Annotated in this window: 10 protein-coding genes; all 10 read left to right on the top strand. The window is 61.4% G+C overall.

The genetic code is table 11. The annotated features are described in order from the left end of the window. Nucleotides 1–274 precede the first annotated feature (274 nt). The 10 genes from HMPREF2879_RS05450 (at nucleotide 275) to truB (ending at nucleotide 13,719) form a co-directional block, all read left to right on the top strand. On the top strand, nucleotides 275–1,630 hold the full coding sequence (locus HMPREF2879_RS05450; protein WP_070634985.1) for a M50 family metallopeptidase: 1,356 nt from the start codon (nucleotides 275–277) through the stop codon (nucleotides 1,628–1,630). A gap of 139 nt (nucleotides 1,631–1,769) precedes the next feature. Beyond that, entirely contained in the window at nucleotides 1,770–2,912 is a 1,143-nt protein-coding gene (ispG, locus tag HMPREF2879_RS05445) for a flavodoxin-dependent (E)-4-hydroxy-3-methylbut-2-enyl-diphosphate synthase (RefSeq protein WP_044142245.1), read from the top strand. A gap of 194 nt (nucleotides 2,913–3,106) precedes the next feature. Then, the gene (locus HMPREF2879_RS05440; RefSeq protein WP_246822910.1) at nucleotides 3,107–4,387 is read left to right on the top strand and encodes a GNAT family N-acetyltransferase; all 1,281 of its coding nucleotides are present in this window, start codon (nucleotides 3,107–3,109) and stop codon (nucleotides 4,385–4,387) included. Nucleotides 4,388–4,499: 112 nt separating this feature from the next. Continuing rightward, complete coding sequence (locus tag HMPREF2879_RS05435; protein ID WP_070594113.1) at nucleotides 4,500–6,332, top strand: proline--tRNA ligase; 1,833 nt, start codon at nucleotides 4,500–4,502, stop codon at nucleotides 6,330–6,332. A gap of 100 nt (nucleotides 6,333–6,432) precedes the next feature. Next, complete coding sequence (gene rimP / locus HMPREF2879_RS05430) at nucleotides 6,433–7,104, top strand: ribosome maturation factor RimP (RefSeq protein WP_070634983.1); 672 nt, start codon at nucleotides 6,433–6,435, stop codon at nucleotides 7,102–7,104. A gap of 109 nt (nucleotides 7,105–7,213) precedes the next feature. After that, entirely contained in the window at nucleotides 7,214–8,311 is a 1,098-nt protein-coding gene (gene nusA / locus HMPREF2879_RS05425; protein WP_070634982.1) for a transcription termination factor NusA, read from the top strand. Between the two features lie 251 nt (nucleotides 8,312–8,562). Beyond that, the gene (locus HMPREF2879_RS05420) at nucleotides 8,563–8,904 is read left to right on the top strand and encodes a YlxR family protein (protein WP_070634981.1); all 342 of its coding nucleotides are present in this window, start codon (nucleotides 8,563–8,565) and stop codon (nucleotides 8,902–8,904) included. 219 nt (nucleotides 8,905–9,123) lie between these two features. After that, nucleotides 9,124–12,006, top strand: coding sequence for a translation initiation factor IF-2 (infB, locus tag HMPREF2879_RS05415; protein ID WP_070634980.1), 2,883 nt, complete (start codon nucleotides 9,124–9,126; stop codon nucleotides 12,004–12,006). A 174-nt stretch (nucleotides 12,007–12,180) separates the two neighbouring features. Continuing rightward, the gene (gene rbfA, locus HMPREF2879_RS05410) at nucleotides 12,181–12,621 is read left to right on the top strand and encodes a 30S ribosome-binding factor RbfA (protein WP_005507090.1); all 441 of its coding nucleotides are present in this window, start codon (nucleotides 12,181–12,183) and stop codon (nucleotides 12,619–12,621) included. Beyond that, complete coding sequence (gene truB, locus HMPREF2879_RS05405) at nucleotides 12,622–13,719, top strand: tRNA pseudouridine(55) synthase TruB (RefSeq protein WP_070616845.1); 1,098 nt, start codon at nucleotides 12,622–12,624, stop codon at nucleotides 13,717–13,719. The last annotated feature ends 129 nt before the right edge of the window (nucleotides 13,720–13,848 follow it).

Raw genomic sequence — 13,848 nt, 5'->3', positions numbered from 1 at the left:
CGGAGAGCGTCCGTGTGACACCCTGAGGGCGCTTGGCGGAAAACACGGCGCGCCACCTCCGGTAGCCTAGCGTGCGTGGAGGGGCGGTGTCGTCCGAAAGTGACATCAGGGTGCCCGAAGCGAAGCGAGGGCGGGTGCCCCTGTAGGAACGAGGACGAACACCGCCCCTTTTATCGTCCCCATCCAGCCCCTCCAGAAAGCGGGGGAGGGTGCCTTCACAGGCTAAGCGAGTATCCTAGAAGCTTCGTATCCCCGAACCGAAACGAGAAAAAGCGTGGAAATCCTGCTGTACGCTGTGGGCATTATCCTCATGGCAATCGCTATTGCCGTCTCGATTGCCCTGCACGAGGTGGGGCATCTGGTGCCCGCGAAGCTGTTTAATGTGCGCGTCCCGCAGTACATGATTGGCTTCGGTAAGACCGTGTTCTCTTTCCGCCGCGGCGAGACTGAGTACGGTTTCAAGGCGATCCCGTTGGGCGGTTACATTTCGATGATTGGCATGTACCCGCCGAGCCCTGCTGAGGTGAAGGAGCACCATGAGGAGGGCCATTCGGGCAGTACTAGCCCGTTTGCGTCCTTGGCTGAGGAGGCGCGTGCGGCGGATGCTGAGCGCATGAAACCCGGTGATGAGGACCGCCTGTTCTATAAGTTGCCGGTGCTCAAGCGCATGGTGATTATGCTGGGTGGCCCGACCATGAACCTGCTGATTGGTGTGGTGTGTACTGCTGTGCTGATTTGTGGTTTTGGTACGGCGCAGGTGACGAATAAGGTGTCGGCGGTGTCTGAGTGCGTGCCGAGCGTGAATGTCACTCATGATTCGATTAGCTATGGCGAGTGTACGGATAAGTCCACTCCGTCGCCTGCAAAGGCTGCTGGTGTGCAGGTGGGTGACCGTGTGGTTGCTGTGAATGGTGCGTCGACGGGTTCGTGGGAGGCTGTGTCTTCGGCGATTCGTGCGGCGGGTTCTCGCCCGAGTACTTTGACGGTGGAGCGTAATGGTCAGCGTCTGGATTTGTCGGTGACTCCGGTTGAGATGATCCGCCCGGTTTCTGATGGTAAGGGCCAGTATGCGCGTGCTGCGGATGGTTCGATTGCGACGACTCGCGGCGGTTTTGTGGGTGTGTCGCCGTCGAGTGAGTTGGTGCCTGGTTCTATTACTGAGGTGCCTGCGATGGTGGGCGATACGCTTTCGCGTGTGGGTTCGTCGATGTTGTCGTTGCCGCAGCGCGTATGGGATCTGGTGGTGACCCTGGTGACCGGTGGTGAGCGTAGCGCCGAGTCGCCTGTGTCTGTGGTTGGTGTGAGTCGTATTGCCGGTGAGGTGACGGCTACTGATCGTATTGATGTGAAGGCGAAGGCTGCGATGTTGGTCTCGCTGGTGGCGAATATGAATTTGATGCTTTTTGCGTTTAACCTGATTCCGCTTCTGCCTCTGGATGGTGGCCACGTGTTGGGTGCGCTCTGGGAGGGTGTGCGTCGTTTCTTTGCGCGTTTGACTGGGCGTAAGGATCCGGGTCCGTTTGATCCGGTGAAGTTGTTGCCGTTGACGTATGTGGTGGCGGGCGCGTTTATTGTGATGTCTGTCATTCTGATTGTGGCGGATATTGTTAAGCCCATCACCCTGTTTTAGTGTGTTGTTGCACGCGGTAAGGGTACCCGTATTAGTGCTTTCTTTCGCGTCAGTGGCACAATAAAAAGTTGAACGAAGGATGCGTCGTACGTCCTTCATAACCCATGTATGGAGGAAAACCTTGTCGGTCAGCCTTGGTATGCCGAAGCCCGCTCCCGCGGTTCTGTCCCCGCGTCGTAAGACTCGCCAGTTTAAGGTGGGTTCTGTCGGTGTTGGTTCTGAATCTCCGATTTCGGTGCAGTCGATGACGACCACTAAGACCCACGACATTGGTGCGACTCTGCAGCAGATTGCTGAGTTGACCGCTGCCGGTTGCGATATTGTGCGTGTGGCGTGCCCGACTGATAAGGATGCGGAGGCTCTGCCCATTATTGCGAAGCAGTCCCGTATTCCGGTGATTGCTGATATTCACTTCCAGCCGAAGTACGTGTATGCGGCTATTCAGGCTGGTTGCGGTGCTGTGCGTGTGAACCCGGGTAATATCCGTAAGTTCGATGACCAGGTGAAGGAAATCGCTCAGATGGCTTCGGACCACGGCGTTTCTCTGCGCATTGGTGTGAATGCTGGTTCGCTGGATAAGCGTCTGCTGGAGAAGTACGGTAAGGCTACTCCGGAGGCTCTGGTTGAGTCTGCTGTGTGGGAGGCTTCGCTCTTTGAGGAGCACGGTTTCCGTGATTTCAAGATTTCTGTGAAGCACAATGACCCTGTGGTGATGGTGGAGGCGTACCGTCAGCTGGCTGAGCGCGGTGACTGGCCCCTGCACTTGGGTGTGACTGAGGCTGGTCCGGCGTTCCAGGGCACTATTAAGAGCTCGGTGGCGTTCGGTACTCTGCTGTCTCAGGGTATTGGCGATACTATTCGCGTGTCGCTGTCCGCTCCTCCGGTTGAGGAGGTGAAGGTGGGCACCAAGATCCTGGAGTCGCTGAACCTTCGCCCCCGCAAGCTGGATATTGTTTCTTGCCCGTCCTGTGGTCGTGCGCAGGTGAACGTGTGGGAGCTTGCCGAGAACGTGACTAAGGGCCTGGAGCACATGAAGGTTCCGCTGCGTGTTGCCGTGATGGGTTGCGTGGTGAACGGTCCGGGTGAGGCTCGTGAGGCTGACCTGGGTGTGGCGTCCGGTAACGGTAAGGGCCAGATTTTCGTGAAGGGTGAGGTCATTAAGACTGTGCCTGAGGATCAGATCGTTGAGACTCTGATTGAAGAGGCTACCCGTATTGCTGCTGAGATGGAGGCTTCGGGCGAGTATGTTCCCGAGGGTTCCCCGGCTGTTTCGGTGAGCTAGTTAGCTTTTGTGCGCGGAGGCGCCCTGGTGAGGGCGCCTCCGCGCTTTTCCGGTTATGTCCGGTTATGGTGGTGGCAGGCTTGGTGCTTGCCGCTGCTGGTTGTGGCCGCAGGATCCGGTCGCTTTTTCGGGGGTGCGTGTCCCCGTGGTTTCACTTATTTTTTTGCCGCTCATTCTCTATCACTCACCAGGTCATGTTCACTCTTTTTTCTCGCCGCCGTAAGGCTCATCGTGCCCGGCGTGTTGCTGTTTCGTCTGTTGCTGTTTCGTCGATGGATTCTTCCCCTATGCCTGATCGCGTGAAGGAACACGTTTTTGCTCTGGATGCTCGGTGGTGCGATGAGCTGGAGGAGGTCCTGTTCAGTGACCCGGTCCCGAATCTGTACTCCATTGAGCATTATTTGGCGTGCCCTCTTCCGGTGAGGTCCCCGCGTATTCCGCTGCACTACTATCAGGGTTTTGTGGGCTGTGAGCGCGATGGGCAGTTGTGCTGTGTGCTTTTGTTGGGTTCGAATGTGGTGCCGGTGCGGCTGTGCGGTGCCGCGGTTGAACACGCCGCCGTTGAACACGCTGAACACGATGCGGATTCTCATGGCGCCGACTCTCACGTTGCTGAAGCGGCGGATGCCCCCGCTCTGGATGCTACGGCGCTCGCGCATCGTGACGCGCTGGCTCAGCTGCTACTGCAGGTGGGTTCTCGCCTGGATTCCATGTTCGGTGAGAGCGCCTTCGTGATGCCTCTGTGGACGCGCATGCAGGAGCTGTGCGAGCAGACTCGCGGCGATAAGAGCCCGCTACTGCAGATGCTGCAGCCGAGCCTGGGTGACGGTTGCGATCACCGTGCGCGGGTTCTGTCGGAGCGTCCCAATCAGCCGCTGCTGTATCTGCCGCCGGAGAAGGACCTCGCCCGCTTCTACGCCGTGGAGCTTCCTGAGCTGCCGGCGCACCTGCCCGCGCCTCTCAAACCCGTGCCCATCAAACCCGAGCCCCTCAAGCCGGGGGAGAGTCCCGCCGGTGCTGTCCAACTCAGCGGTGAGGCTGCCGGGTATGCGCGCCTTGCCACCTCCGCGGACCTGGGGGAGCTTCTGCCCGCCGCGGCCGCCATGTTCACCGAGGAGGTCGGCTTCGACCCGATTGCCCGCTACGGGGAGGGCTACGCGGCGCGCCTGCGCACGCTCATTGCCGGTCAGCGCAGCGCCATTGTCACCGATGTGAACGGGCGCGTCATCTTCAAGGCGGATGCCGGCATCGTGAACCTGGACGCCGCGCAGGTGCAGGGCGTGTGGCTGCACCCGGACTACCGCGGCTACGGGCTGGCTAAGCCGTTCTTCGCTGCCGCCGCGCAGATTCTGCAACGCCACTACCCGCATTTGAGTCTGTACGTGAACGACTACAACGCCCGCGCTCTTGCCATGTACCGGGGGACCGGTTGGGAGCAGATTGGGCAGTTCTCGACCATCATTTTTGAGCGCTAAACACGCCGAACCCTAAAACGCTATAAAATTAAAGACGACTGTGCCTTTTTCGTGGCTTACCCGGTGAGCCGTGGGCACCCTACCTAAACCTATCGACCTTTCAAGGAGAATCGTGGTACTTCGCCTTTCCAACCTCTTCGTGCGCACTCTGCGCGAGGACCCCGTAGACGCTGAGGTCGCCAGCCACAAGCTGCTGGTTCGCGCCGGTTACATCCGCCGCGCAGCCCCGGGCGTGTACACCTGGCTGCCCCTGGGCCTGAAGGTACTGCGCAAGGTCGAGAACATCATCCGCGAAGAGATGGACGCCATCGGCGCGCAGGAAGTTCACTTCCCCGCACTGCTGCCCCGCGAGCCCTACGAGGCAACCAACCGCTGGGACGAATACGGCGATAACCTCTTCCGCCTCAAGGACCGCAAGGGTGCCGACATGCTGCTGGCACCCACCCACGAGGAAATGTTCACCCTGCTGGTCAAGGACCTGTACTCCTCCTACAAGGACCTTCCGGTTTACCTGTACCAGATTCAGACCAAGTACCGCGATGAGGCGCGCCCCCGCGCGGGTCTGCTGCGCGGCCGCGAGTTCGTCATGAAGGACTCCTACTCCTTCAACATTGACGATGAGGGCCTGAACGAGGCGTACATGGCGCACCGCGCCGCATACCAGCGCATCTTCGAGCGCCTGGGCCTGGAGATTGTCATTGTGACCGCACAGTCCGGCGCAATGGGCGGCTCCCGCAGTGAAGAGTTCCTGCACCCGACCCCCATCGGTGAGGACACCTTCGTGCGTTCCGCGGGCGGCTACGCGGCAAACGTTGAGGCCGTGACCACCGTGGTTCCCGAGGAAATCGAAATCACCGAGGACACCCCGGCGGCAATCGTCGTGGACACCCCCGACTCCGCCACCATTGAGACCCTGGTGGAGCGCATGAACGAACTGCACTCCGAGGTGACCGGCGGCACCCTGGAAGCTTCGCAGACCCTCAAGTGCTTCCTCGGCACCGTCATCACCCCCTCCGGTGAGCGTAAGGTCTTCGCCGTGGGCGTTCCCGGTGACCGGGCCGTGGACCTGGGCCGCGTTGAGGTCAACATCGGCGCCCTGCTAGGCATCGGCGGCGAGGTTGAGGTTGAGGCAGCCAGCGAAGAGGACCTGAAGGCATACCCCCAGCTGGTCAAGGGCTACATTGGCCCCGGCCTGAGCCTGGATGCGCCCCTGTTCGGTGCGCACACCGAGGACGAGGATGCGGTAGCTTCCGCAACCGGCATTCCCTTCTTCGTTGACCCCCGCGTGGTGCGCGGTACCCGCTGGGTGACCGGCGCAAACGAAGAGGGCAAGCACGTGGCGAACCTGGTCTTCGGCCGCGACTTCACCGCCGACGGCGTCATTGAGGCGTGCGAGGTGCGCGAAGGCGACCCGGCACCGGACGGCTCCGGCGAACTGGTGGCAGCCCGCGGCATCGAGATGGGTCACATCTTCGCCCTGGGCCGCAAGTATGCTGAGGCACTGGGTCTGAAGGTTCTGGACCAGAACGGTAAGCTGCAGACCGTGACCATGGGCTCCTACGGCGTGGGCGTGACCCGCGCACTGGCTGCTATCGCCGAGGGCAACCACGACGAGAAGGGCCTGATCTGGCCGCGTAACCTGGCACCGGCAGACGTGCACATCGTCATCACCGGCAAGGACGCAGCATCCCACGAGTACGCTGAAGAGCTCAGCGCATCCCTGGAATCCGCCGGTCTGCAGGTCATGCTGGATGACCGCCCGAAGACCAGCCCCGGCGTGAAGTTCGGCGACGCCGAGCTGCTGGGCGTGCCCACCATCCTGGTGATTGGTCGCGGCTTCAAGGACGGCGTGCTGGAGCTGAAGGACCGCCGCAGCGGTGAGGCTCGCGAGGTGTCCGTCGAGAACGCGGTGGCTGAGGTCATCGCTGAGGTGCGCGGCGCCTAAGGTGCGCCACTAGCCCGCAAAGACGTAAAACCGTCGCCACCTGCCCCGCCTCCCAGGAGGTAGGGCAGGGTAGGCGGCGGAAGAATGAAAGAAGAGAACTATGGCATATAAGCCGAAGCGTTCTGGCTCTAAGAAGAGCGCCCCGAATGCGCGCGCTCGCCGTGCCGCATCCCGCGTGGCGAATGGTGTGAACGCTCCCCGCACTCGCGTTGAGAGCGAGCCCGTGGTGGAGGCACCGGTGCGCGTGGGTACCCGCGCGATCCGTGAGGAAGAAGTTGCCGAGGCGATTGCCCCGGTCATCTCCGAGTTCTCGCTGGTGCTGGAGGGCCTGAAGATTTCGGGCCCGGCGGCGAACCGTACCGTGAAGATTACGGTGGACTACACCGCTGAGCGTACCGATTCGCTGTCGCTGGATTCCCTCGCGGAGATTTCCGGTGCGATTTCGAGTGCCCTGGATCGTGCGGATGAAAACGACGAGTTCTTCCCCTACGAGCTGGAGGTGTCCTCGCCGGGTGCTACCCGCGCCCTGACCGAGCGCCGCCACTGGGAGCGTGCCCGCACTCGCCTGATTGCGGTCACCGCACCCGACGGCACCGAGTACCTGGCGCGTCTGCACGAGGTGCAGGATGAGGGTCCGGTGCTGGCTCGTAAGAAGAACACGAAGAAGGGCCAGAAGGAGTCGTACCACGAGCCGAGCTTGCTCCCGTGGGAAAATATTGCTTCTGCTCACGTCGAGATTGACTTCAATTCGTCCGTTGAGCCGGTAGAATAGAGTTATTAAAGCTTCAGGCACGGGGTGTTCCGTGCCAGGTATATACCGTTCGGGAGCCGGGGCGCATTGAGCGTCCCGGCGCCGTGCTAACTGGGAAAGGCTGAAAAGCGTGGAGGATATTAAAACTATTGACCTGGGCGCACTGCGCGCATTGGCGAAGCAGCGCTCTCTCGTCATGGAGGAGCTCTTCACCCTGGTTGAGAACGCCCTGCTGCTCGCGTACATGAAGCAGCCCGGCGCCATTAAGGGTTCTCGTGCCGTCATCGACCGCACCACCGGCGAGTTCGTCATTCTGGCTCCTGAGCTTGATGAGGATAACCAGAAGATTGACGAGTTCGACGATACCCCGAACAACTTTGGCCGTATCGCTGCCGCAACCGTCCGTCAGGTGCTTTCGCAGCGTCTGCGTGACGCTGAGGACGCATCCGTTCTGGGTGAGTTCAAGGACCGTGAGGGCACCCTGGTGTCCGGCGTGATCCAGCAGGGCAACAACCCGCGTATGGTTCAGGTTGACCTGGGCACCGTTGAAGCTGTTCTGCCCAGCAACGAGCAGGTTCCGGGCGAGAAGTACCCGCACGGCTCCCGCCTGCGCGCCTACCTGGTTGAGGCTCGCCGCGGCCCCAAGGGCCCCTCGATTGTGGTTTCTCGTTCGCACCCGAACCTGGTTCTGCGCCTGTTCGAGCACGAGGTTCCCGAGATTTCTGAGGGCCTGGTTGCTATTAACTCCATCGCCCGTGAAGCTGGTCACCGCTCCAAGATTGCGGTGTCCGCGAAGAACCCGACCATTAACGCTAAAGGTGCGTGCATCGGCGATATGGGTGCCCGCGTGCGTGCGGTTGCTGCCGAGCTGAACGACGAGAAGATTGATATTGTCGACTACTCGACCGACCCGGCAACCTTCATTGCTGCGGCGCTGTCCCCGGCTAAGGTTACCGAGGTCATTATCGCGAACCCGCGCGAGTACTCCGCTCGTGCCGTGGTCCCGGACGATCAGCTGTCCCTGGCTATCGGTCGTGAGGGTCAGAACGCACGTCTGGCGGCGAAGCTGACCGGCTGGCGTATCGATATTCTCTCCGAGTCCAAGTACGCTCAGGTTCGTGCTGAGGAAGAGGTTGCGGCTCGCGTGGCTCGTAGCTTGGCTGAGGAAGCTGCAGCTGAGAAGGCAATTGAAGAAGCTGCAGAAGAGTCCGCACAGGACGCTGAATAAGCATTAGCCCCGGTGAGGGGCGTATCCCGCGGCATATCCTTTTGATGCAGGCGCAAGATATCGGGCAGGTACGTGCCCGGTGTTCTTGCGCCTGCGTCACAGTTTTGCCCATGATTCTTAAAAACGGGATACACTATTAAGATGTGCCGGTGTGTAACCGGGCGCTTTAACGCGCCCTCGCATACACCGGATGAAGCATCACGAATGTACTGCGAACGCGGTTCTACACACGCTAGAGAGGGGAGAGGACCATGAACAATCACGACCTCACCGCAACCTCCGAAGCGTTTGAAGGACCGGTCCGCACCTGCATCGGATGCCGTGCCCGCGATGAACAGCGCAACCTGCTGCGCATCGCCCGCACACCCGTCACGTCTGCTACCGAGCAGGCGGACACCCCGCCCTATCAGCCCGATACGGCGGGAACTATGCCCGGACGAGGCGCTTGGATCCATCCGAGCGAAAAGTGCGTAGCCGCTCTGCAGAAAAAGAACGGTCTGGCGCGCGCCTTCAAAAAAGCGGTCCCTGCAGCCCAGCTGCAGGCGTGCTGTGAGCAGATTCGAGCCGTTATTGCGGACTCGACCCCCTCATAGACGCTTTTCGGGTATATGCCCTCTGTAAGTCAACGAGTTTGACGACTTCTTATCTGAAAGCGAGTCAGAAAACTGATGGATATCTAATGAGTGCCGCGAAATGAGTACCCTTTCGTGCTCACCCACCGGCAATTTCACGAATTGGCGCGCCTTCGGGCGTGCACCCCGTAAACATTAGTGTCCGCACCATTCCCGGTGCGGACCGGGAATGGAGAAAATTTGGCTCAGCCTCGAGTACACGAGTTTGCTAAAGAAGTAGGCGTACCTTCCAAGGAAGTTATTGCCAAGCTTAAGGATATGGGCGAGTTCGTTAAGAGCTCCTCTTCCACCCTGAACCCCATGGTTCTGAAGAAGCTGCGCGCGGAATTCCCCGCCGCAGCCGCTAAGCCTGCCGCAAAGGCAGCACCCGCGGAGTCGGCAGCTAAGCCTGCCGCTAAGCCGGCACCCAAGCCCGCAGCAGCAAAGCCCGCCGCTAAGCCTGCGGCAGCCCCCAAGCCCGCAGCGGCAAAGCCTGCCGCTAAGCCGGCACCTAAGCCTGCAGCTAAGCCTGTCGCAGCTGAGAGCGCAGCTCCCAAGCCTGCAGCAGCTAAGCCCGCCGCAAAGCCGGCAGCAGCACCCAAGCCCGGCGGCCCCCGCCCGGGTAACAACCCCTTCGCATCCCAGCAGGGCATGGCACGCCCCGAGGCTGCACCGAAGCCGGCAGCTCCCAAGCCTGCCGCTCCGAAGCCCGGCCCCAAGCCCGGTCCTCGCCCCGGTAACAACCCCTTCGCATCCCAGCAGGGTATGAAGCGTGGCGGCGGCGACTCCCAGCGTTCCGGCGGTCCCCGTCCGGCACGTAACGGTCGTCCCGGTGGCAACGGTGGCGCACGCCCCGGCGGTAACGGCGGTCCCCGCCCCGGTGCACCCCGTCCGGCAGCTGGCGCACGTCCCGGTGGCAACGGTGGTCCCCGCCCGGCAGCTGGCGCACGTCCCGGTGCACCCCGTCCGGCTGGTGGCGGCGGCGCACGCCCGAACCCCTCGATGATGCCCAAGGTTTCCAACGTTGGTGGCGGCGCGTCCGGTTCCAACGCTGGCGGCGGTAACGGTGGCGGCGGCGCACGTCGCGGTGGCGGTTCCGGCGGCGGCTTCAACCGCGGTCCGGGTCGTCCCGGCCCCGGCGGTCGCGGCAATGCACAGGGTGCATTCGGTCGCGGCGGCTCCAAGCGTAAGGGCCGCAAGTCCAAGGCAGCTCGCCGCCATGAGCAGGAGCAGCTGAACGCACCGGCACCCGGTGGCGTGGTTGTTCCTCGCGGCGACGGCTCGACCGAGATTCGTCTGCGCCGCGGCGCGTCCATCATGGACTTCGCTGAGAAGATTGGCGCAAACCCGGCATCGCTGATTACGGTTCTCTTCCACCTGGGCGAGATGGCTACCCAGACTCAGTCCCTGGACGAGGAGACCTTCGAGCTGCTGGGTGCCGAACTGGGTTACGTCATCAAGATCGTTTCCCCGGAGGATGAGGAGCGCGAGCTGCTCGAGTCCTTCGACATCGACCTCGAAGCCGAAGCAGAAGCTGAGGGCGAGGACGTCCTGGAGGTTCGTCCCCCGGTTGTTACCGTCATGGGTCACGTTGACCACGGTAAGACCCGCCTGCTGGACGCTATCCGTAACACCAACGTCATTGAGGGTGAGGCCGGCGGCATTACCCAGCACATTGGTGCATACCAGGTCCACACCACCGTCGAGGGTGAAGACCGCGCGATTACCTTCATCGATACCCCCGGTCACGAGGCGTTCACCGCTATGCGTGCCCGTGGTGCGAAGGTCACCGACGTGGCAATCCTCGTGGTCGCAGCGGATGACGGTGTTATGCCCCAGACCGTTGAGGCGCTGAACCACGCACAGGCAGCTAACGTGCCGATCGTGGTTGCTGTGAACAAGATCGATAAGGAAGGCGCGTCCCCGGAGAAGATCCGTGGCCAGCTCACCGAGTACGGTCTGATCCCCGAAGAGTACGGTGGCGACACCATGTTCGTGGACGTCTCCGCTCGCAACGGCACCAACATCGACGAGCTGCTTGAGGCTGTCACCCTGACCGCTGACGTGCTCGAACTGACCGCTAACCCGAACAAGGAAGCACGCGGCGTTGCTATTGAAGCAAACCTGGACAAGGGCCGCGGTGCGGTTTCCACCGTCCTGGTTCAGTCCGGTACCCTGCACGTCGGTGACGCTATCGTTGCCGGTGTTGCTCACGGTCGCGTTCGTGCAATGTTCGATGAGAACGGTCAGGCTGTGAAGGAAGCTGGCCCGTCCCGCCCCGTTCAGGTGCTGGGTCTGTCCACCGTTCCTCGTGCAGGCGACACCTTCCTCTCCACCGAGGAAGAGCGTACCGCTCGTCAGATCGCTGAGAAGCGTGAGGCTGCTGATCGTAACGCTCAGCTGGCTAAGCGTCGTAAGCGCGTGACCCTCGAGTCCTTCGATGCCGCTGTGGCTGAGGGCAAGATGGACACCCTGAACCTGATCATTAAGGGTGACGTCTCCGGTGCTGTGGAAGCACTGGAAGAGTCCCTGATGAAGATCGACGCCGGTGGCGACGAGGTTCAGTTGCGCGTCATCCACCGCGGTGTGGGTGCTATTACCCAGAACGACGTGAACCTGGCTACCGTGGACAACGCGGTCATCATCGGCTTCAACGTCCGCCCGGCAGAGCGCGTTGCCGAACTTGCCGACCGCGAAGGCGTCGAGATGAAGTTCTACTCGGTCATCTACCGTGCGATTGAGGAAATTGAGCAGGCCGTCAAGGGTATGCTCAAGCCCGAGTACGAGGAAGTGGAGCTCGGCTCCGCAGAGATCCGTGAGGTCTTCCGCTCCTCCAAGTGGGGCAACATCGCAGGTTCAATCGTCAAGAACGGCATCATCAAGCGCAACGCCAAGGCACGCCTGGTGCGCGACGGTTCCGTGGTGGCAGACAACCTCACCATCGAGTCGCTGCGTCGTTTCAAGGACGACGCTACCGAGGTTCGCGAAGGTTTCGAGTGTGGTATTGGCCTCGGCTCCTTCAACGACATCAAGGAAGGCGACATTATCGAGACTTGGGAGATGCGCGAAAAGCCGCGTGTCTAAGACTCACACGCTGATGCGCCCGTCACCCGCTAGTGTTCCCGCACCCGCAGGCTTCTAAAACTTAGAGCCTGCGGGGCGGATGCTGGCGGGGCGGGCGCTTCCGCATTACCTGGAACGCCTCCGTAACACCCCGAGTGTTCGCGGAAGGCGCCACGATATTTCAAGGAGAAACACATGGCTGATGCAGCCCGCGCGGCACGACTTGCCGACCGCATCAAGGTAATTGTGGCGAAGGCGCTGGAGCGTCGTGTTAAGGATCCCCGCCTCGGTTTTGTGACCATTACCGATGCCCGCGTGACCAACGACCTGCAGCACGCAACCCTGTACTACACCGTGTTCGGCTCCGAAGAGGACGCCGCAAACACCAAGAAGGCGCTGGAATCCGCTAAGGGTATTCTGCGCGCCGAGGTGGGTAAGAACATCACAGCCCGCCTGACCCCCACCCTGACTTTCGTCGCTGATGAGGTTCCCGAGAACGCCTTCCACATTGAGGCGCTTCTGCGTGAGACTCGCGAGCGCGACGCCGCCCTGGCTGCTGCAGCCGAGGGTGCCGAGTACGCTGGTGAGGCTGACCCCTACAAGAAGGATGAGCCTGCCGAGGGTGAGGACGCCTAAGTGGCGAAGAAGCAACCTCAGGGCCCGTCCGGCCTGATGGTCATTGATAAGCCCGCCGGGATGAGTAGCCACGACGCAGTCTCTCAGATGCGTCGTATTGCTGGCACCCGGCGGGTCGGTCACGCCGGTACACTGGATCCCGCCGCGACCGGCGTGCTGATTTTGGGCATCAATAAGGCAACGAAGCTGCTGACCTACCTGGTCGGTCAGGATAAAACCTATGACGCGACGATTCGCCTGGGCATTGAGACGCTGACTGAGGATGCCGAGGGTGAGCACACCGCCGCGCATCCTGATGCCGTCGAGGCGCTGACCGGTCTGGACGCTGAGCAGATGCGTGCGCGCATCCTGGAGGCTGTGGCGCAGCTGAGCGGCGATATTCTGCAGGTTCCTTCTGCGGTGTCTGCTATTAAGATTAACGGTGTTCGTTCGTATGCGCGTGTGCGTAGCGGTGAGCAGGTTGAGTTGGCGGCGCGTCCGGTGACGATTAGCGAGTTCACGGTACATTCCATCAACCCTGGTTTTGCCGAGTACGTGATTGAGGACCCCGAGAACGAGGGCGAACACGCGGCAACCTCGGTTCCCGTGATTGACTGCAAGGTGACGGTTTCGTGCTCTTCGGGCACCTATATTCGTGCCTTGACGCGTGATCTGGGCAAAATTCTGGGCACCGGTGGCCACCTGACGGCTCTTCGCCGTACCCGTGTGGGTGCGGTGGTGCTTGAGGATGCCGCCGATCTGGCGCAGTTGAAGCAGCGCCGTGAAGAGTCCGAGGCACCGCTGGAAGATTTGCCGCTGCTTCCCCTGGAGGAGGCGGCACGCCGCATCTTTGGTGCGCGTGAGCTCTCTGCCGCGGAGGCGAGCGACATTTCTTACGGTCGTCGTATTAGCCCCAGCGGTGACGGTTCCGTGGTGAAGCGTTCCGTGCACGCGAGCGCGGATGAGTCCGGCGCGGTGCAGCATGCCAGCGTTGAGGGTATTGTGGCGGGCTTCGCCCCGGACGGTACCCTGGTTGCCCTTCTGGAGAATAAGAAGCAGCGCGGGAAGGTGCAGGCCGCTCCGGTGCTGGTTTTTGAGGCGAATCGTTCCTTCAACTAGGCGTTGAGGGCTTATGATGGGCGAAGAGGGTTCGGCGTTTGCGCCTGCCCACACCTGATTCCTTCAAGCCTGATTCCTCAAGCCTGATTGATCCAGTGCCTATTGAATATGCGCCCTACCGAATGTGCG

Source organism: Rothia sp. HMSC069C04, from assembly GCF_001812895.1.
Lineage (GTDB): Bacteria > Actinomycetota > Actinomycetes > Actinomycetales > Micrococcaceae > Rothia.
The sequence above is the reverse complement of the archived record's forward strand: the minus strand, read 5'-3'. Positions and strand labels throughout refer to the sequence as shown.

Excerpts from the sequence above, each read along its gene's own strand:
- rbfA (WP_005507090.1), top strand. The coding sequence starts at position 12,181 with ATGGCTGATGCAGCCCGCGCGGCACGACTTGCCGACCGCATCAAGGTA.
- rimP (WP_070634983.1), top strand. The coding sequence starts at position 6,433 with ATGGCATATAAGCCGAAGCGTTCTGGCTCTAAGAAGAGCGCCCCGAAT.
- HMPREF2879_RS05440 (WP_246822910.1), top strand. The coding sequence starts at position 3,107 with ATGTTCACTCTTTTTTCTCGCCGCCGTAAGGCTCATCGTGCCCGGCGT.
- ispG (WP_044142245.1), top strand. The coding sequence starts at position 1,770 with ATGCCGAAGCCCGCTCCCGCGGTTCTGTCCCCGCGTCGTAAGACTCGC.
- HMPREF2879_RS05420 (WP_070634981.1), top strand. The coding sequence starts at position 8,563 with ATGAACAATCACGACCTCACCGCAACCTCCGAAGCGTTTGAAGGACCG.